This is a genomic window from Paenibacillus sp. P4_A9 (genome assembly GCF_056402415.1).
The window spans coordinates 14,812-34,961 of the sequence record NZ_JBFUHL010000047.1; the positions used below are offsets into that span (position 1 = coordinate 14,812).

General features: G+C 46.2%; 18 protein-coding genes and 3 pseudogenes. 1 reads left to right on the top strand and 20 read right to left on the bottom strand.

From position 1 onward, the window contains the following. Window positions 1-56: 56 nt before the first annotated feature. The 7 genes and pseudogenes from AC1DVJ_RS23145 to fba form a co-directional block, all read right to left on the bottom strand. The gene (locus AC1DVJ_RS23145) at window positions 57-269 is read right to left on the bottom strand and encodes a dihydrodipicolinate synthase family protein (RefSeq protein WP_477593732.1); all 213 of its coding nucleotides are present in this window, start codon (window positions 267-269) and stop codon (window positions 57-59) included. Next, window positions 247-420: a dihydrodipicolinate synthase family protein gene (locus AC1DVJ_RS23150; RefSeq protein ID WP_477593766.1), complete on the bottom strand. Its 174-nt coding sequence runs from the start codon at window positions 418-420 to the stop codon at window positions 247-249. Before AC1DVJ_RS23150 ends, AC1DVJ_RS23145 begins: the two co-directional genes overlap by 23 nt. A gap of 39 nt (window positions 421-459) precedes the next feature. Continuing rightward, window positions 460-516, bottom strand: a pseudogene (locus tag AC1DVJ_RS23155) (helix-turn-helix domain-containing protein); the annotation flags it as partial. Beyond that, entirely contained in the window at window positions 517-882 is a 366-nt protein-coding gene (locus AC1DVJ_RS23160) for an AAA-type ATPase lid domain-containing protein (protein ID WP_477593734.1), read from the bottom strand. It lies immediately after the preceding pseudogene. Between the two features lie 143 nt (window positions 883-1,025). Further along, window positions 1,026-1,808 carry a DeoR/GlpR family DNA-binding transcription regulator gene (locus tag AC1DVJ_RS23165; protein ID WP_477593736.1) on the bottom strand — a complete coding sequence of 261 codons (783 nt, stop codon included), beginning with the start codon at window positions 1,806-1,808 and terminating at the stop codon, window positions 1,026-1,028. Between the two features lie 105 nt (window positions 1,809-1,913). Further along, window positions 1,914-2,870 (bottom strand): 1-phosphofructokinase family hexose kinase, encoded by a 957-nt coding sequence (locus AC1DVJ_RS23170; RefSeq protein ID WP_477593738.1) that lies wholly within the window; start codon window positions 2,868-2,870, stop codon window positions 1,914-1,916. Next, window positions 2,840-3,706, bottom strand: coding sequence for a class II fructose-1,6-bisphosphate aldolase (gene fba, locus AC1DVJ_RS23175; RefSeq protein WP_477593740.1), 867 nt, complete (start codon window positions 3,704-3,706; stop codon window positions 2,840-2,842). The genes AC1DVJ_RS23170 and fba overlap by 31 nt, the downstream gene beginning before the upstream one ends. Window positions 3,707-3,943: 237 nt before the next feature. On the opposite strand from fba, the gene AC1DVJ_RS23180 reads away from it, so the two are divergent. Then, window positions 3,944-4,987 carry an SIS domain-containing protein gene (locus AC1DVJ_RS23180; RefSeq protein ID WP_477593742.1) on the top strand — a complete coding sequence of 348 codons (1,044 nt, stop codon included), beginning with the start codon at window positions 3,944-3,946 and terminating at the stop codon, window positions 4,985-4,987. 308 nt (window positions 4,988-5,295) lie between these two features. Here the strand turns inward: AC1DVJ_RS23180 and AC1DVJ_RS23185 are convergent, their stop codons facing one another. The 13 genes and pseudogenes from AC1DVJ_RS23185 to AC1DVJ_RS23245 form a co-directional block, all read right to left on the bottom strand. Beyond that, entirely contained in the window at window positions 5,296-6,840 is a 1,545-nt protein-coding gene (locus AC1DVJ_RS23185; protein ID WP_477593744.1) for an acyl-CoA carboxylase subunit beta, read from the bottom strand. A 5-nt stretch (window positions 6,841-6,845) separates the two neighbouring features. Continuing rightward, window positions 6,846-7,628, bottom strand: a complete 783-nt coding sequence (locus tag AC1DVJ_RS23190) for an enoyl-CoA hydratase (RefSeq protein WP_477593768.1) — start codon at window positions 7,626-7,628, stop codon at window positions 6,846-6,848. Window positions 7,629-7,633: 5 nt separating this feature from the next. Further along, window positions 7,634-8,773: an acyl-CoA dehydrogenase gene (locus AC1DVJ_RS23195; RefSeq protein ID WP_477593770.1), complete on the bottom strand. Its 1,140-nt coding sequence runs from the start codon at window positions 8,771-8,773 to the stop codon at window positions 7,634-7,636. 16 nt (window positions 8,774-8,789) lie between these two features. Continuing rightward, window positions 8,790-9,134, bottom strand: coding sequence for an AtuA-related protein (locus AC1DVJ_RS23200; RefSeq protein ID WP_477593746.1), 345 nt, complete (start codon window positions 9,132-9,134; stop codon window positions 8,790-8,792). Window positions 9,135-9,137: 3 nt separating this feature from the next. Further along, entirely contained in the window at window positions 9,138-10,502 is a 1,365-nt protein-coding gene (locus tag AC1DVJ_RS23205; RefSeq protein WP_477593748.1) for an acyclic terpene utilization AtuA family protein, read from the bottom strand. 271 nt (window positions 10,503-10,773) lie between these two features. Beyond that, window positions 10,774-11,295 (bottom strand): annotated as a pseudogene (gene sigK, locus AC1DVJ_RS23210) (RNA polymerase sporulation sigma factor SigK); the annotation flags it as partial. 275 nt (window positions 11,296-11,570) lie between these two features. Then, window positions 11,571-12,596: a galactose/methyl galactoside ABC transporter permease MglC gene (gene mglC / locus AC1DVJ_RS23215; RefSeq protein ID WP_477593750.1), complete on the bottom strand. Its 1,026-nt coding sequence runs from the start codon at window positions 12,594-12,596 to the stop codon at window positions 11,571-11,573. Window positions 12,597-12,613: 17 nt separating this feature from the next. Further along, window positions 12,614-14,131, bottom strand: coding sequence for a sugar ABC transporter ATP-binding protein (locus AC1DVJ_RS23220; protein WP_477593752.1), 1,518 nt, complete (start codon window positions 14,129-14,131; stop codon window positions 12,614-12,616). A gap of 137 nt (window positions 14,132-14,268) precedes the next feature. Continuing rightward, a pseudogene (locus AC1DVJ_RS23225) lies at window positions 14,269-14,502 on the bottom strand (methyl-galactoside ABC transporter substrate-binding protein); the annotation flags it as partial. 125 nt (window positions 14,503-14,627) lie between these two features. Beyond that, a complete protein-coding gene (locus AC1DVJ_RS23230; protein ID WP_477593754.1) occupies window positions 14,628-14,783 on the bottom strand; it encodes a hypothetical protein in 156 nt (51 codons plus the stop codon). 444 nt (window positions 14,784-15,227) lie between these two features. Further along, on the bottom strand, window positions 15,228-15,542 hold the full coding sequence (locus AC1DVJ_RS23235) for a hypothetical protein (protein WP_477593756.1): 315 nt from the start codon (window positions 15,540-15,542) through the stop codon (window positions 15,228-15,230). Window positions 15,543-15,556: 14 nt separating this feature from the next. After that, window positions 15,557-18,004, bottom strand: coding sequence for a glycoside hydrolase family 2 protein (locus AC1DVJ_RS23240; protein ID WP_477593758.1), 2,448 nt, complete (start codon window positions 18,002-18,004; stop codon window positions 15,557-15,559). Window positions 18,005-18,282: 278 nt separating this feature from the next. Further along, window positions 18,283-20,055, bottom strand: a complete 1,773-nt coding sequence (locus tag AC1DVJ_RS23245) for a glycoside hydrolase family 35 protein (protein WP_477593760.1) — start codon at window positions 20,053-20,055, stop codon at window positions 18,283-18,285. Window positions 20,056-20,150 lie beyond the last annotated feature (95 nt).

Genomic DNA, 20,150 nt, shown 5'->3' on the forward strand with positions numbered 1-20,150 from the left:
AAAGAAAAGCCAGTTTAGTTTACTGGCTTTTCTCCCTTCAATTCACGCGAGTATTTCTATATATTAATTCCTTTATATTCACTCGGTGTAGCAACAAGCTCTCTTTGCTGCTGATCCCCTAGTGAAAGAACCGGCATTCTAGGCCTGCCAGCTTCAAGTCCGATTAGATTCATTGCCTCCTTCAGAACAGAAGGAAGTGTACCTAGCGCAAATGCTGATCTTAGCTCGCTTAATTCGTTCTGCGCCTCACTTGCCACCCGTTCCAGCATAGACTGGAATTCGTCCGTTCACCTCATCGGTGACGATCTCTGCCACCCGCAGCTTCTCCTCCGTACTTAGCGCGATAAACTCTCCGTTCGTCCCAAGGAAAAACAGGCCGTGTACACCCTCTTCAACAAACCGGTGAACCTGCGCGTGCAGAGCGTGTTCATCCTCTTTTCTAAGATAGTCGAATTACGCTTATTCCTTCAGTTTGCTCCACAAGGTCGAGCGGTTGATACCCAAGCGTTCTGCTACTCAGGATTGATTCATATTCTCTTCCTCTAGCACGATTTGAATAATATCTCTCACTATCATCTTTAACGGCTGCTTTAAATTCAGAGATTTATTTCGTGAGACTTCTTCGTCCAACTGCCTACTTTGCTCTTGGAATAAAGAAAGTACAGTTTCATCCACGAATTCCCCTTCTGTTCGTTTCACGAATTCCCGGATCGTATTCTTAAGCTCGAGCAAATCCCCTTCCCAAGGGTGTTGATGAAGAAGTTCAAACACCTGAGGTCGAATTCCAACGATTTGCTTGCCATATTTCTCGTTATATTTGACGATCAAGCCTCGTACTATCGCATCGAAATCGTTCATTTCCTTTAACGATGGAATCCCCACCGAGGATGAGCGACCGCGGTTTAAATGTTGTTTTTATCGCCAATAAGAATTTGTTCTTCCGAGTACCGGAAACTTATAAATTCTTATGTGGTAACAAAATAGGCACTACCTAAGGTAGCACCGATTCTTAAAAACAGCCCATTTTATAATGAAACATGGATAGCGACTTGATTCTGCTTACACGCCTGCTCGAACCAGCTTTCCGGCTGTATGTTTGTTATAACTCCATTCGCTTTATGTAACGGAATGATCGTAAACAAAGCAGTCTTCTTCAGCTTGCTATTATCGAATACCGCATATACTTGGCTAGAGCGTTCCAATAGCATAAATGCAATGCGGGCTTCCAACTCAGAATGCATTGTGAAGCCATGCTCTAAAGAGACGCCATCAATCCCAAGAAACATTTTCGTAATGTTAATCTTCTCAAGAACGCTTTCCGCTAGAGGTCCAATAAGCTCGTAACTCTTGGCCCTCATCACGCCACCGATGACAACAACCTGAATCCCTTCCGCATCTGCAAGTTCATAAGCTATGTTCACAGCATTCGTGACGATTGTAATGTTACGATGCTTCTTCAGTGCTCTAGCAATAAAGAATGTTGTCGTACCACCTGTCAGGCATACAACGTCCCCCTCTTCAACCAGTGTCGCAGCTAACGCAGCAATTCGCTCTTTCTCTTGCCGCTGGAAGAAGCGTTTATCTGCAAAAGGCTGCTCCGATGTCGTTTGCATGAGAGTACCTTCGTAAATCGCTCCGCCAATCGTACGAATAATTTGCCCTGATTTCTCCAATGAATCCAGATCACGCCTTGCAGTCGCTTCTGAACAACCGATCGACTCAATAATTCCTTGAACTGATATTTTACCATGTAACTTTATGAGTTCTAGCGTCTTCGATCTACGAAGCTCACTTTTCGAATATTCCATACATTTCTCCTTTGACAAGCGATACCCTTATTCTTTCTGAAACTAATCTTGTCTGAAAATCAACTGGATTGCAAGTTAATTTCAGAAAAACAGGTATTCACAGCCTTAAAGGGCTGTGACTTGGATCTGCTTTAGGTACGATTGAAATAACCCGTAATCAATATGTCCCGCTTTATCTGACATCGCGTTTGCGGCAGCTGAGCCCGCAGCAATTCGCAGCTTTTCTACAACAGATAAGCCGCGTTCCTCCGCAAATGCCATGCCTGCCATGAATGAATCACCGCAGCCAACTGTATTCACAGCCTTAATAAATGGCGGGATGACCCGATAACCTCTACCTTCGATAAAGGCAATCGCACCACGACTCCCCAACGTGACACAAACTTGGGCCATGCCATGCCCTGAAAGCATTGAAGCAGCTTCCGCCCAGTCGCTTTTCGCAAAAGCTTCAGCTCCCACCAAATGCTCGAATTCCTGTTCGTTAGGCTTCACGAAGTCAGGGCACACTTGCATGCCGCTGCTCAAGGCAGCACCGCTCGTATCGAGAAAGGCACGAGCATTCGCCCCTTGAATGATACCAATAAGCTCGGCATATAGATTGACAGACGCGCCTGGTGGTAAACTCCCAGAAAGTACGACAATGCTGGATTGCTGGGCAAGACTATGAATCATTTGTTTAATCGTTGCGATATGCACTTCGGTGACCACCGGGCCATGCTCCAGCAATTCCGTCGATATCCCACTCGACTCGTCGATGATGTTTAGACATATACGAGATTCGCCTGGCACGCGAACAAACGATGTAAATATGCCGCGCTCTACAAGCTGCTCTTCAATGAAAGTGCCGCTGCTCCCAGCAATAAATCCAGTTGCCGTCACTTCGCCGCCGAGAAGTCGGATGACCTTGGCGACATTGTTGCCTTTACCGCCAGGCTCGGCGATTTGTCGGTTTACTCGTTGTACCTCGCCTGTGCTAAATTGTTTCACATAATACGTTTTATCAACAGCTGCATTCAGCGTGACGGTTGTAATCATCGCATTTCGTTGGCTCTGCCAATGCATCCACAGAGCTGCATTTTCTCAATGGCAAGACGCTTCACAGCTTCTTTGGCCGGTATCATATATTTGCGGGGATCGTTCTCGCCCGGATTTGTTGTAAATACGTCCTTGATCGCATCTGAGAAGGCGATACGCAGCTCCGTCGCTATGTTCATTTTGGCCATGCCAAGCGAAACCGCTCGCATAACCAGCTCTGCAGGAATGCCAGATCCACCATGCAGTACGAGAGGAACATCGACAAGATCCGCAATTTGCGCGATCCGAGTGAAATCAATCTTCGGCTCTCCTTTGTAAATGCCATGGGCCGTTCCAATAGCAGGAGCTAATGTCGTTACGCCCGTGCGTTCAATAAACAGTCTGCATTCGTTTGGATCAGCTAGAAGCGCATCGCGGTCTTCAACTACAATATCATCTTCAACACCGCCTACTTTACCAAGCTCAGCCTCAACATTAACGCCAGCCGCTGATGCCACTTCCATTACTTTGCGCGTACGCGCTACATTATCTTCAAATGGGTGCATGGAAGCATCGATCATAACAGACGTATAGCCTGCACGAATACATTGGATAATCAATGAAAAATCAGTGCAATGATCAAGATGAAGCGCAATCGGAACCCCGGCTCTGTTCGCTGCAACTGTTGCTGCTGCTGCAATGTAATCCGGGCCGAGATGTTTGACTGTCCCGACAGTGGTCTGGATGATCAACGGGGACTGCGTTTCGATCGCCGCTTCAACGACCGCTTGCAGCATTTCGAGTGTATGTATGTTGAAAGCTCCAACAGCATATTTATTGTTTCTAGCGAGACGCAGCATTTCTGTGGATGATATAAGCGGCATACTATCACTCCCATGATTTGATTTTTAATTTCATTTCATGATTATAATATTATTAATATGTGATTTTTTCAATCTATTTTAGATTATTTTCAGAAAAATTTTAATTTTAACGTCTACTTTTGATAATAAAAATCATAATTTGATTACTGAAATCATTTTTCTTGTTTTCTCCATTTTTATGTATTAAACTATCTCTACACTCATTTTTCACATTTCTCTATTCGGAGGTAATCGTTCATGAGCTTAACTTATCGTGAAGTTATTCAACAATATTCGGCCTTGCAGCTAACTTACGACTACATGCTTTCCAGGAGAGAGGAAATTGTCACTTTCGCCCGTGAACAATCCGTTTCATCAATAACATTTGTTGGATGCGGCTCAAGCTACTGCTTGAGTGAATCTGCCGCATTCTCTGTCCGATTGCGCGCAGGATTACCAGCTAGTAGCCTTGCCGGAGGCGATCTTATGCTCCACACTCAGCGATACCGTGCATTATTAGCGGATACGTTGCTAGTAGCGCCATCTCGCTCCGGTTCTACAAGCGAGGTGGTGGAAGCCATCCGTCTAATTCAAGCTGATACACAAGTCCCTGTTCTAGCCTTATCTTGTGTGTCTGATTCGCCCCTTTCCAAGACAGCCAATTTGTCGCTTGAGTTGCCTTGGGCTTTTGACCATAGTGTCTGCCAAACGAGGACCGTGACAAATTTATATACAGCTAACCTACTCTTAGCAGCTTTCCTTGGAAATGACGAGATGCTGATCGAAGATATCTTCAAAGCAATTCAGAATGGTGCAGCCTACATGACACGCGTTGAAGGAATGATTCGCCAAGCGGTCGACTTCACGTGGACAAATGCTGTCGTACTTGCTGATGGAGAATTACAAGGGCTCGCCTCCGAAGGAGCTATTGCTTTAACGGAAATAGCCAAGGTGCAGGCACATTCTTTCAACCTCTTGGACGTCAGGCACGGACCGATGGTTACCATCGGATCAGATACGCTCGTTATTGCCGCTTTATCTAGTGTAGAAACAACACATCAACACAACCTATTGCGTGATCTAAAAAAGAGAGGCGCAACGATCATCGCTTTCGCTGATCGCATCGAAGTCATTCCGCAAGAATATGTAGATCTTGCAGTAACAAGCGAGATTGAAGTGGATTCCGCTGCTCAAGGAATTCCTTTCATTTTCATTCCGCAAATTGTTGCATTGTGCAGCGCTGAGCGTCAAGGTATCAACCCTGACCATCCAGATGGCTTGGAGGCATGGGTTAAGTTGTAGTTGACCTTTGACTCTTAACATGAATACAAGACTACTTTGTTCATTACCTCTGCGGAGAGAATGATGAAGCAGTCTTGTATTTGTTTAACAATCATGAATTCTCACAGCAATGCCGGAAATAAATTGTTCATTCTTCATTTTCAAAAAAATCAAAAGCCCTACGATTTTTTTATCGTAAGGCCAATTTTTTGCTAATATTTTCATCATCTAAATTAGACGCCCATCCCGAAAATTCACAACCCGCTTTGCTTGCTGGGCAATCTTCAGGTCATGCGTAATCAAAAGAATCGTCCTACTGCTACCCTGGATTAAACCGGACTAACCGGATGCTTTCGGTCTGAAAGTACGACGCTTTTTGAGGAATATGCCTCAAAACGTTTGATTAATTCGCTTCGCAAGCTATTGGCAGGAATAATCCCATCTATGACCATATCGGAGGCTAGGTGGTACAAGTCTATATCTTTTCGGTATTCTTCCCGCTTGCTTGAGATGAAATTCGCCCGTTCCGATTCCGGCAATTCGGCGATTTTATTCGCATACACCGCGTTGACCGCCGCTTCGGGTCCCATCACAGCAATTTGCGCCGTAGGCAAGGCGAGGCAGCAATCGGGCTCGAACGCAGGTCCGCACATGGCATATAATCCTGCTCCGTAGGCTTTGCGGATAATAATCGAAATTTTAGGGACTGTTGCTTCGGCAACGGCGGAAATCATTTTTGCGCCATGCCGAATAATACCCGCCTGTTCTACTCTGGTGCCAACCATAAAGCCGGGAACATCCGCTAGAAACAGTAGGGGAATGTGAAAGGCGTCGCATAAAGAAATAAATTTAGCGGCTTTGTCAGCAGAATCGTGGAATAAAATACCACCCTTCACACGCGGTTGATTGGCAATGATCCCTACCGGCTTCCCGTTAAGTCGCGCTAATCCGGTAATGAGTTCTTTGGCGAACAGCTTCTTAATTTCAAAAAAGGAGTCTTCATCGATAATCCGATCAATGAGGTCGAACATATCAAATGCCGTATACTGATTCTCAGGGATAATCTCTTCCAGTGTTTTTTCCAGATCTTTCGGAGGTTGCGGTTCGCAAACAGGCGGTTTTTCGATAAAATTGGCTGGAAAGAAAGTGAGATAGTCCCTGGCAAGCGTAATTGCTTCTTCTTCACTATGAGCGAGTACATCGCCACAGCCTGATACGGAGCAGTGCATTTTGGCGCCACCCAGCTGCTCCAAGGTTGCCTTTTCCCCTGTAACAATTTCCACGATCCGCGGTGAGCCGAGGTACATCGAAGCATTGCCCTCGACCATAATCACAATATCGCAAAACGCCGGAATATAGGCGCCTCCTGCCGCAGATGGTCCGAATAAAATACAGATCTGCGGAATTTTCCCCGATAGCTTTACCTGATTGTAAAAAATCCTTCCGGCCCCCCGCCGTCCTGGATACATCTCAACCTGATCCGTTATCCGTGCGCCCGCCGAATCGACGAGGTAAAGGAGCGGTACCCGCATTTTGTCCGCGGATTCCTGCATGCGAATCATCTTTTCTACCGTCCTGGCCCCCCACGAACCCGCTTTGACCGTCGAGTCATTCGCAATTACGCAAACCGTCTGTCCGTGTATTTTCCCTATGACCGTGACTACCCCGTCCGCAGGCAAGTCATGCTCTACACAGTTGGCAAATAAGGAATCCTCGAGTTCGAATTCTGAATCAAACAGCAGCTGAAGCCGGTCGCGGACGAACAGCTTCCCCTGCTCCGTATTTTTCTCATGATATTTGGAGGCGCCCCCCTTCTTGATCTGTTCGATCCGCTCTTGCAGTAGGTCTTTCTGCGATTCGAATTCTTTGCACATTTGGATTACTCCCCTTTAAAAATCGGGTGGCGTTTTTCTCGAAATGCTTGGAGCCCTTCCAGGCGATCCTTAGTCGGGATGGTTGCCTCATACGCCTGCTGCTCAATGGCCAACCCTGTTCGGAGATCGGTATCCACTCCCTTATCGATCGCGAGCTTGGCTTGCTTGACAGCGATCGGAGCGTTTCGGGCAATCACTCTGGCTAATTCGATCGCTTTGTCCAGTACTTTACCGGCTGGTGCGATATATGCAACAAGTCCGATCTGCAGCGCTTCGTCAGCTGCGATTCGTCTGGCCGTAATAATCAACTCTTTTGCCCGTCCAATGCCCACTAGCCTTGGCAACCGCTGTGTTCCGCCTGCACCCGGAATAATGCCTAGGGACGTTTCGGTAAGACCAAGCTTTGCTGTCTGGGCTGCGATACGGATATCACATGCGAGAGCCAGCTCCAGTCCTCCTCCAAAGGCCGCACCGTTGATTGCTGCAATGACCGGCATAGGGAGCGCTTCCACCTCATTAATCGTTTCACGAATGAACGCAACAGCATGACGAACTTCCAGCTCATTCATTCCAGCGCGTTCTTTCAAGTCGGCACCTGCACAGAATACTGAATCGCCTGCTCCGATAATTATCACACAACGTACGGATGTATCCGATCTGCAATCGGCAAGCGCGGTTTGAAGTTCAGTCAGCACCTGCATGGTTAACGCATTTGCCGCTTGAGGCCGATTCAAAGTAACGACCGCAATCCCTTGACCGTTTTTGGAGACCAACACCGAATTATCCATGTTCTTCACCTCAGAATTTGATTTGCAATCACCATCCGCTGGATCTCCGAGGTTCCTTCACCAATCTCCAACAGCTTCGCATCACGCAAGCTGCGCTCGACTCCATACTCTCTCATGTAGCCGTAGCCGCCATGAATTTGAACCGCTTGGTCGCACACTTTCATACACATCTCCGAAGCAAATAATTTGGCCATCGCTGCTTCCTTTTTAAATCTCCTTCCTTGATCCTTGAGCCAAGCTGCCTTATATACCATATTACGGGCTATTTCAATATACATAGCCATATCCGCCAGTTTGAATTGTATTGCTTGAAATGCAGATAAGCTGCTCCCGAATTGTTTGCGTTGTTTGGCATATTGGAGAGATTTCTCATATGCGCCTTGTGCTATGCCAACAGCCATCGCACCGATACCTATTCTCCCTCCGTCGAGAATAGCCAAAAACTGTTTGTAGCCATTGCCTTCAATTCCCAACAGGTTGTCTCTGGGTACGCGCACTTGATCAAGCACTAGTTCCGTTGTATTGGAAGCGTGAAGTCCCATTTTTTCATAGTTATCAAGTACGGTAAAACCATGCGTATCCGTAGGTACGATAAAAGCACTTATTCCGTTGGTTCCTTTGGAATTGTCAGTGACAGCGGTCAGAACGAGGTTCTGCGCGTAGCTGGCATTCGTAATAAAACATTTGGAGCCGTTTATCACCCATTCATCTCCGTCAAGATCAGCAGTCGTCCGAGTTCCTCCCGCATCCGACCCAGCCTCCGGCTCGGTTAGCCCGAAAGCGCCCAAATACTCCCCCTTACATAGAGGAGTTAAATAATTGGCCTTTTGCTCCTCCGTTCCATATAGATGAAAGGGCGCTCCCCCCAACGAAATATGAGCGGAGTAGGTGATTCCGGTAGATGCGCAAGCTCGGCTTAGCTCTTCAACAACGATAGTAAAGCTTATTGTATCAGCACCTCCACCCCCATATTGTTCAGGGAAAGGAAGCCCCATAAGCTCGAGCTTTGCTAATTTCTCGAATATTTCCTTTGGAAATATTCCCGTACGGTCTCTATCAATGGCCCCTGGTGCAACCTCGGATTCTGCAAAATGCTGAATCATATTTCGGATCATTGTTTGCTCATCTGTCAAATCGAAATGCACCATCTCCACAACCTTTCTACGTAAGACTTGGAGAGATTACTTCGTCCTCAATTTCGATTTCGAGTCGCATTAAGTTGGACGCATAACATTTTCCGAGATTATCCATTCTCATCGATGCAGAACCGCCCCCGCCCAATGCCTCCTTGCACACAAAATTCATCGCTTGCAGGTTAGGCAATAAATAACGGGTAACTTCTCCATCAACTAATCCGGCAAAATGCTCCTTTACCCGCTCTGCGGTTACTTCTCTCATCAGTACCCCGTATAAAGCCGCATTTGGGGCAAATAAGGCAATATTTATCGTGTTTCCTTTATCGCCTGAACGCGCTTGCGCGACATACCGAAGCTGTATTCGGGCCATTACTTACACCTCCAAAACGGTCACTTGAACCCCGCTCTCAATGATTTCACGCGGTACGAGACATGACCACATGCCAAGCAGTTCGCGCGGTTTCATCATCCCTAGGAATCCGCTCATGGCCGGAGGACCGCTTAGCATCAACGGCGGAAAAAGTCTGCCAAGCTTGGCTGCATCATCCTTGTTCCTCGTACGTACGGCGATACGCAAATACACTTCATTCAGCTCTTCCTCCGGGACTTTCGCAAGCGGCCCGTGCAATGAATTATAGCCGAGATAATCCGTTTGGATGTCGTCAATATGCAAACCTATTCGCTCGATTTGCTTACGTATTATGCGATCTGCGGACTGTGCTTTGGCCAATGCATCGGGCCATGAATAGCCACATAGCGCTTGCCCGAGCCAACCGTCCGCATACCCCATGACAACCTTCAGTTGATCGGGATGCTTCGTTCCACGAGCGCCTGTCACACGCACCCGGTTCACACCTATTTCCTCCAATTGAACTTCCGTCAGGTTCAATACAACATCCGGCGTCATGTAAGCGGACGGGTCATGAATCTCGTACAACAGCTGTTCCTTTACTGTATCTACGGAGACAAGCCCACCCGTTCCCTCTGTCTTCGTAATGACAAATTCTCCATCTTCCCGGACCTCCGCCACAGGAAAGCCGATGTTGTCTAAATCTTTAATGGACTGCCAATCCCCACTAAAATTCCCTCCCATTGCCTGCCCGGAGCACTCCATGAGGTGCCCCATCAGTATGCCTTGCGCCAGACGGTTCCAATCCTCCTGCCCCCAGCCAAATTCATACACTAACGGAGCAAGAAATAACGCGGAATCGGTCGTCCGTCCGGTTACGATTACGTCGGCCCCTTGCCGAAGCGCTTCCACAACGGAACCGATCCCTAGATAGGCGTTGGCAAATACCAAACGATCCCTAATGGATTCCATATTTCTTCCATCTTCCATATGATGTAGGGAAATGCCCTGTTGTTCCCAATCATCTAATCGATCCCGAACATCATCGCCTGTGACCACTGCCACTTTCAGTCCTTCAATTCCCAATTCCCGGGCAATACGCAGTACCTCCTGCCCGGCTCCATGTGGATTCATTCCCCCGGCATTCGTCAGTATTTTTAATCCATTTTCTTTTACAAAAGGAAGCAGCTCATTCATCGTTCGTGTAATATCTCCTGTATATCCCTTTGCCCGGTCTCTTTGCCGATCTTTTTGCAAAATAGCCAGCGTTAATTCTGCGAGACAATCGAAGCATAGATACTGGACATTCCCGTTCTTCGCCGTTTCAATTGCAGGTTTAATGGAGTCCCCATAGAATCCTTGTCCTGCCCCAATTCGGATCGTTTTCATGTCAGCCCCCTACAACTCGAAGTCATCCAGTACAGCCTTATATTCATTTTATGGGGGGGACAAACGTTTTTATTCGGCTTCTCCAAGAAAAAAAACGCCGAAAGCCCAGCGTTTCGTCCTTACGACAGTTATTACAAATCCTATGCTATGCTTTTCGACTCACTGATTCTTCAAAACTCATGGCACATCCTCGTGCAATCGCCCATCACGAAACCGCACAATGATGCCAAATGAATGAAGTCTGCGATTCAAACAACTGAATTCAACTCTTTTACCGCTTCGCCTTATAAAACTCATGATTGAGCTTCATGAGCGCCCGTTTCTCTATCCGCGACACATACGAACGCGAAATCCCCAGCTCCTTCGCAATCTCCCGCTGCGTCCTCTCTTCGCCTCCAAGCTCCAAACCAAATCGACCAACCACAACTTCCTTCTCGCGGTCGTCCAATATCTCTAAATTCCGATAGATTTTGCTCTTTTCAATCTTCAACTGCACCGCATCCACCACATCGTCAGCCTCGCTGCCGAGAATGTCGATCAAAGTAATCTCGTTCCCCTCTTTATCCGTTCCGATAGGATCATGCAGAGATACATCTTTCCGCGTTTTCTTCAGCGAGCGCAGATGCATCAGGATCTCGTTCTCAATACAACGCGCCGCAAAAGTCGCCAGCTTCGTGCCCTTATTCGGCGAGAAAGATTCGATAGCTTTGATCAGTCCGATCGTCCCAATGGAGATCAAATCTTCCAAATCTTCTCCTGTGTTGTCGAATTTTTTGAGGATGTGAACACGAAGCAACGTAAAAATAATAAACAACCTGATAGCTCAGAAAGATCCATCGGGTTGTTTGATTTATCAATTGAGTTGTTAAATACTTTTTTGACATCAATATGAAAGAGGTTCTGTCTGCGTTATAATAATTCGCCATTAATATGGAGTAATCTTACTCTTCTTTACAAGGACTGACCCCAATTGTTAGACATAACTAACAATTGGGAGTGCAGTTCATTACACAAAAAATTATAGGAACGTTTTCTTCAAGTTCACAGAAGTTTGCGCTTTACATGTTTTTATTTAGAATTCATATATTTACGCATATCAAATGCTACTGCCGCGACGATAATAACACCTTTGATTATCAACTGCCAGTAAGGGCTAATCCCAATAAAAGTCAATCCATAGTTGATAACGCTGAAAATCAATACCCCTGCAAGAACACCCGGAACCGTTCCGATACCGCCTGATGTGGACACGCCACCGACTACGCATGCCGCGATCGCATCAAGCTCATACATGTTTCCATAGTTATTCGTCGCACCGCCAGTTCTTGAAGCTTCCAGCACCCCAGCTAATCCGTACAAGGCACCAGCGATGGAATAAATGTAGATCAAGTAACGGTTTACGTTAATCCCTGAAACGACTGCAGCGTGAATGTTACCGCCGATCGCGTACATGTACTTACCTAGTTTCGTTTTGTTAAAAACAATCCAGACGATAATGGCAACTATAATTGCAATAATAACGATATATGGTATAGAATACGTGGCATCAGATCCAATTGAACCCGTTCCTAATTTACTAAAGTCAGATCTCAAACCGCCGATAGGCTGAGACTGATTCGGTTTCATATCGAAGTATAGGGAGTTAGCGCCGTATACAGCTACCATCGTTCCGAGCGTTGCAATGAATGGTGGAACCTTCAATTTAGCGACGATTATCCCGTTAATGAGACCTATCAAAAGACCAGCTAAAATTGCAATGATAATTGGAACAAGCAGCGGCAAATTCGGTAGATCCGGGAAAAATCTACGGCCATAATCCTGCGTTTGCAGCATGGATGCCGAGATAACGGCTGTCAAACCGACGATCCGTCCTGTTGAAAGGTCCGTGCCTCCCGTAATTAAGATGAACGCAGCTCCCAATGCAATAATGACACGTGTAGATGACTGAAGTAAAATATCACGAAGGATACTAACGGATAAAAAACGCGGATCATAAATTGCGATCCCAATAACAAGCACGACCAATACGATGTAGATTGCGTATTTGGTCACGAACTCATTAATGTCTCTAGATTTTAATGTTCTTGTACTCATGGTTTCTTGACCCTCCATTATGTAATAAGCTGTGCAGCAAGACGCATGATCTCTTCTTCTGTTGCTTTATTTCCTTCAATGATCCCCGTAAGGCGTCCTTCACACATGACCATGATTCGGTCTGACATCCCAAGAAGCTCGGGCATTTCAGAAGAGATCATGATAATACTTTTCCCCTGTTTCGCAAGGTCAGCAATGATGGAATAAATCTCAAACTTCGCCCCTACGTCAATTCCCCGAGTAGGCTCATCCAGCAAGAGCACGTCCGGCTCTGTAAGCAGCCATCTGGCCAGCAACACCTTCTGTTGGTTACCGCCCGAAAGGTTTTTGATAAGAGCGTGCATATTCGGTGTCTTCACGCGAAGCATCTCAATGCTTTTCTCAACTTCGACTTTTCGTTTCGCCTCATTAATGAATCCAAGCGGGTTCATATATCGGCTCAAGTTCGCGATGACCGTGTTCTCCAATACCGATAACACAGGGAAAATCCCGGTCACTCGGCGCTCTTCCGTGAGCATCGCGATTTTATGTTTAATGGCATCAATCGGCGATTTGAGCTTTACCTGCTTGCCATGGATCGAAATATTACCGGATGCTACACTGCGTAGTCCGAACAAAGCTTCAATCAATTCCGTCCGCTGTGCTCCGACCAGTCCGCCAACACCAAGAATTTCTCCCTTACGGAGGTCAAAGGAGACATTCTTAAAGGACCTTGGAATGACTGAAGTCAGTCCCTCGACACTCATCAATACACCGTTTGGCACATTGCTTCTTTCGGGGAAACGCTCTTTCAGATCGCGTCCAACCATTTTCGAGATAATCATATCGGTTGTCAGCTCTGAAGACGCCCACGTCCCAATCTTTGTTCCGTCGCGCATAATCGTTACTTCATCCGAGATTTCTAGAATCTCTTCCATTTTATGTGAAATATAGATAATCGAGACGCCACGACTCTTCAAATCGCGAATAATGCGAAACAGCTGCTCAACTTCATTGCCTGTCAGCGACGAAGTCGGCTCATCCATAACAATGACTTTCGAATTGAAGGAAACGGCTTTGGCAATTTCAATGGATTGCACCTTGGAAACCGACAAAGTTCCTACAAGTGTATCCGGATTAATACCCATCTGCAGCTGTTCAAACAAACTCACTGTATCTTTACGCATTTTCTTGTGATCCACTAGTTTCAAAGGTCCGATGCCTCTTTGCGGGAAGCGGCCCAACCAAATGTTTTCCATCACGTTACGGTGTGGAACCGGGTGCAGCTCCTGATGAATCATGGAAATACCATTTGCCAAGGCATCCTTGGAATTAAGAATGGACACGGTTTCACCATTCAGATTAATTTCTCCTCCATCGGATTTATAAATGCCGAACAAGCATTTCATCAACGTCGATTTACCAGCCCCGTTTTCACCCATCAACGCATGTACGCTTCCTGGGCGAACCTTCAGGGTAACGTTATCTAGCGCCTTGACACCGGGGAACTCTTTGGAGATTTGATTCATTTCCAATAAATACTCATGTAATATCATGGTAATTCCCCCTACCAGCTCACGATAATCTCTACAAAGTGAAGCCATTTTTTAAGTCTGTTTCTCTTTAGCTTTGCACGGGTTTCCAAATAAGGTAGGCAAGAGCGGATAGCTGCTCTTGCCCGTTTCTATTAGGATTACTTCGCTTTGTTCATGTTAGCTTTTGTAATCTTTTTGTAGGAAATCCAAAAATATTTACCGTCAGTAATATCATAGCCTGTCGTTTCTTTGCTTGGTGTTTGACCGTTAGCAAGAACAGTCGCTACGTTCGTTGTTGCAGCACCTTGGTTTTTCGCATCGTTCAGAACAGTTCCAAGCAAAGTGCCATCGCTAAGTGCTTGAAGCGCAGGAGCCGTAGCATCAACGCCTACAGGTCAACTTTATCATTTTGTGTTGGTTGTGAGTTTTGGCTGTCTACGATATCCACAGTTGATTTGTCTTTAGCAGCGTCAGCAATTGCGGCGCGAACACCGGACATGAAGGTATCATCGAAATTTTAAATAGCCACACCGATCGTTGGTTTTTTACCGTCTGTTGCAGCTGCGCCAGTGCTTGCTGCCGGAGAAGTTGAAGGTGTTGCAGCTTTGTTACCACTGCCTGCTACTATTACAACCAAAGCGCTCGCTACTGCAAGTTCAATCAATTTTCTCAATATATGCCCCTCCCTAGATGATCGTTTTGTTTATTTGCATTTCTAAATATACGCCATGTGAAATCGGAAACAAATGCAATATCCTCATATCTTTCATCAAAATTCCCATCACTTTATTAACGTAAACAACAACTTTTGATTATCCGACCAATACATATTAGCCAGGTCAATCGATTGATCCCTTTTTCTTACTAATCATATAAATTTTTGTGACAGCCAGCACCCCGATTTCTTATAGAGGCGACTTAACATGTGAAACCACAAATACAGGATTCGTTTAAGCATATATCCCCCTTATTTTATCCGAAGTATAGTTCCACTAGGGTTGAACTTTTGCCAAAAATACACCCATCCATAATGTTACACTTTGTATCAATAAGATGTCATGAATTTAAATGTTTAAATTGATCTTAAAATACCTTTAACCCCGACATCAGGGTCGCTTCATGTCGGGATTAAGTCCAATAGTGTTTTTATTTGAGGGTTAAGGTTCAATGCATTCAGAATGACTGCAAGCGCCTCCGAACGTGTGGAATTGCCATGCGGATCAAAAATACCAACGTTCTTGCTGCTGACGAGGCCAGCTTCAGCCGCATCTTTGATTTGATTTACTGCATAGGAGCTTGCGCTTTCCAAATCTGTCAAGTTGCCCTTGGAAGAATCTTTATGCAGTTTACTCAAGTTGACAACACGGGATAAAATGACAACTGAAGCCAAGCGCTGCGTCCGTTCTTCACCACCAAGCTCCAAACTAAACAACAATATTTATCTCATTACACACTTGCCAGTTTGATCGAGGCCGGCTTTACTCCTTTAGCTAATGCTATCACGGTTATTTCGCCCGGCGTCTCTCGGGCTTGCAGCAGCACGGTAGCAATACCGGCCTCCGCCAGCACCGGATTTTCACCGACGATAACCGCCGGACCATCGATCTCGAACAAAACCTCGTTGCAGGCGGAGGGTACCACAGTCCCGTTCGCGTCCTTGATTTCAGCATAGACAAACACGAAGTCGGCCCCATCGGCTGAAAGCTCTTTCCCGCTCATGTCGATGCGGAGGGAAAGTGTCTCAGGCTCAAGCGGTGTACGTACGACATGTTCAGCCGCTTCTTTGCCGCCAATTCGCCCAATTGCCTTCAATTCACCAGGTACGTACGCCAAACCAGTAAATGTGAACGGGGCTTGCGCCAAATTGCGGCAATTTCCTCCGTCATACGCAAAAACCTTCATGTCGCCTGCATCCGTCTTCCCCTGCATGCATGCGTCCTTCCCTCTATGCTGCTCTTCATTCGTAAGCCAATAATCCACCTCGTAGCCTGTCACACGTTCACCGTATTCCGTGTCCGGACCTTGATCAGACTTTCTCACGCCGACCGATTTCCCGTTTACAAACAGCTCGACCTCATCGCAATTGGAAAACACCACAACCTTCTTCGGCGAGGTGCGTTCCGACCAATAATTCGCAATAAACACCATCGGCCCACTCTCTGCATGCTCATGAACAATATCCTGTCTTCGTTGACTCTGATAAAAATAGTAAACGAATTTGGGCAACCGGAAAGTATCGAGGGCCCCGCACTCCGACAACCGGGGGAAACAACCACGGTTATGGTCGATGCCGACCCACGAGGCATCTCCGAGCGACCACCTGTTGCCACGGTTCCGATTTAGTGACCATTGATAGTTCCAAGCTTGCAGCAGCAGCTTCTGTTCTCCCGCGTCACGTGGTACCCGACTTGTACTCTCATGACCGCCGAACTCGTAATCCCCGTACTCTCTGTCGAATCCTCCTTTATCAGATAAGACCTCCTCCAGCGGACGGGACAATGTTTCGTCGTTCCATAGCGTATAGGGCACATCGTAGCCGACATAAGCGGGATTATTCCGTCCCATCGTGTCTCCCGAAGTAAACATTTGATCCCCCGGATATTCTTCATGGGCGATCAGATGGCATTCGTGAAAAAATTCATCCGTCGCCCCTATCCTGCCAGTGTACGTTTCGTTTAGGCTGACCTCCCACATGATCACGCAAGGGTGGTTTCGGTCACGGCGGATCATATCCCGTATATTTTGCTTGACAATATCCTGGAACTCACCTTCCTCGCAGTACTGCCAGCCTGGTACCGGTTCGACGACCATTAGCCCGAGTTCATCGCAGGCGTTAAGAAAAGCGGGTGCCTGGGGGTAATGGCCAAGCCGCACGAAATTGAAGCCCGCCTCCTTCAGCTTCTTCGCATCGCGATAATGCGCGTTGTTCGAAGCGGCGTTTCCGATGTAGGGAAACTGTTGATGTCGGTTCGTTCCGCGGATGACCAGCTTTACACCGTTTATGACAAAACCGCCTTCTTTACTAAACGAAATTGTTCGGATGCCGATCCGGGTGTGAATCTCGTCGGCCGTATGGTCGTCTTCTACGATTTTCGTTTGCAGTGTGTACAAATAAGGGGTGTCCGGATGCCAAAGCTGCGGCTTCCTAATCGTCATCGTCTGAACGAACGTATGCGCTCCGCCAGCCATAATCGTTTCAATCAAGCTTTCGGCCGCCCCTACTTGTCGTCCTTGATTATCTAGCAGCGTTGTCACGATTTTCGCTTTCTTGGCCGTTTCATGCTCGTTGAGTACGTGGGTCTGAACATCGAGCGTCGCTGATTCTTGCGAGACGTCGGCGTAATTGACAAAAATCCCGCCTCCTGCTGGTTTTCGGGCGTAAACGGCATTCGTAATATGCAACTTCTCCGTTACATGAAGATGAATATTGCGGTAAATTCCGCCGAAATAGGAGAAATCGAGGCTCTCCAGCGGCTTTCCTGGCGGTATGGAGCCATTGTTCCGGTTGTCGAGCCGAACGGCAATGACATTGGCCCCATCGAAATCGACATCGTTGGTTATGTCGATCGTAAACGGCAAATAACCGCCTTTATGATTCAGCTTGACTTTGCCGTTAATCCATACGTCAGCCTCCTGCATAGCCGCTTCGAATTCCACAAAGATCTTCTTACCTTTGTCCGCTTCGTCCAAGGCAAAATGCTTGCGATACCAGCATATCCCTTGAAAATGCATGTCTACATGCAGCGATTCAATTCTTGGCGTATGAGGCAGACAGACCGTTTCCCAGCCTGCGTCCGAAAAACGACTCTGTTCGGCTCCGCTTATGTCTTCGCGAATAAACTTCCAATTCAGGTTGAAATTCTCCGTTCTTCTGCAAAGATTCGAATATTTCATGGTCAATCACTCTCCAGTTCCTCATTTTATTTTGACGATTTATTTAATCATAGAGAGAATTAAGGTGACCGCTTCCGCCCTAGTCGCATTATCCAACGGAGCGAATTGGTTGCCGTCTCTTCCTTGCACCTACGAGGACTGCGGTAATTTTTTTCAAGATAGTCCCCCCCCAATAATGTCATCTATCTGTTATGCAAGACCATCGTCTGCTTCAGCGATTTGCCATCGTTCGTCTCTAACAGCGACCTTGCGTTAGTGACGAAACGAATTTCAACAAACTACCCTAGCTCAGCAAAGTCTTGAAGAATAGCAATCGGTTCGTTTGTGCCATGCAGTTCGAACACGATTAACTCATTTTCCCCTTCGCGCAGAAGCGGTCCTGGGATATATAGCGTTTTCTGCGGACCAATGTCCCAATAACGTCCGAGGTTATAGCCATTAATGTAAGCCACGCCCTTCATCCAACCTTCCAGCTTCAAGAACGTGTCCCCGACTTCGTCAACATGAAACTTGCCTTTATAAAAAGTAGGCGTAAATGAGACATTATCTTGCATATCCCCGAATGCGAGTTTCGATATATTGGTAAGAGGAAGCGAATAAATCTTCCAATCGTGTAAAAACCCTCGCTCAAAACGAACCCCTTCTGTAATCCCTTTTGGATCTTTCAAACTATAACCGTAATTAATCCGGCCCATATTTTCCACTAAAATACTTAATGTCGCGCCTTCGGGAGGTATTTCTACCAGAATATCATTCTCTTTTATTTCCACTGTCTGATCATGCGTGTTTCTTTCAACTACCCCCTGATAATTCCCATCCAGGAAAATAAGTGCCCTGTCACGCACTTGTTGGAGTACGAGTTTATTCTTTGCCCTTGGACCCGATATCTGTGTCGTATACAAAATAAATCCGTAATCCTGATCTAATTGTTCCATCGTTATTGGACATTTACTTGTCATCGGGGAGGACAACTGATCAAGGGAATCAAATAACCTCGTTTGTTCTGTAAGGCGGACAACGCCGTAATGTTTCTTTGGAATGGAAGAGGGAATTACAACATCCGCCAAATCCACATACTTGGAAAGCAATTCTCGAACTGCGATGTATTTGTCCGTAATATCTCCGGATTCATTCAACATCGCGTGATAATCATAACTGGTTGCGACCGGTTCGTGTTTACCCAAAAAACCTGCTCCATTATAAAAACCAAAATTCGTACCCCCGTGGAACATATAGAAATTAACGGAAGCGCCCAATTTCAGCATCCGGTCCAATACGTCCACAACATCGTCATTACCTCTCTGATGATGTTCATCTCCCCAATAATCGAACCAGCCATTCCAATATTCCATACATACCAACGGATTGCCCGGCTGATATTCCTGCAATTTGGTAAATGCTTCTTCAGGCCTCGATCCAAAATTGACTGTTGCGAACACGTCCGGAAGTAACGTACCTCCTTGAAGATTGGAATCGTCATACCCATCCGAAGTGAAAAGAAGCACATCCATTCCACGGATGATCATGGCTTGCCTTATATACGCCAGATATTCTTTATCTGTGCCATAACTTCCGTATTCATTTTCAATTTGCATGGCGATAATCGGTCCGCCATTCGTACATAGAAGGGGTTTAAACCTTGCCATTAATTCGTCGTAATAGGTGTCTATTTTATCTAAATAAGGCTTATAGTAACAACGTAATTGCATAGAAGGGTCCTTAAGGAGCCAATAGGGCAACCCGCCAAATTCCCATTCCGCGCAAATATACGGACTCGGCCGAATAATGACGTGCAGTCCTAATTCTCCTGCTAATTGAACGAATCGCTCAACATCGGCGATGCCTTGAAAGTTAAACTGCCCTTCTCTCGGTTCATGGACATTCCAAGCTACATAGGTTTCAACCGTATTAAAACCGCAAGCTTTTAATTTCAACAACCTGTCTTTCCAATATTCAGGCACAATTCTGAAATAATGCATTGCTCCCGACAGGATTCGAATCGGTTCACCGTTATAAATAAATTGTTTACCTTCTTTTGTGAACGAAGCCAACTTAACATCTCCTTAAATAACATTTCTTCGCGCATTAGGGTATCTATTTTCTTGGAGATATCCATCCGGCAATGATTGCAAAAAATAGTAATTGA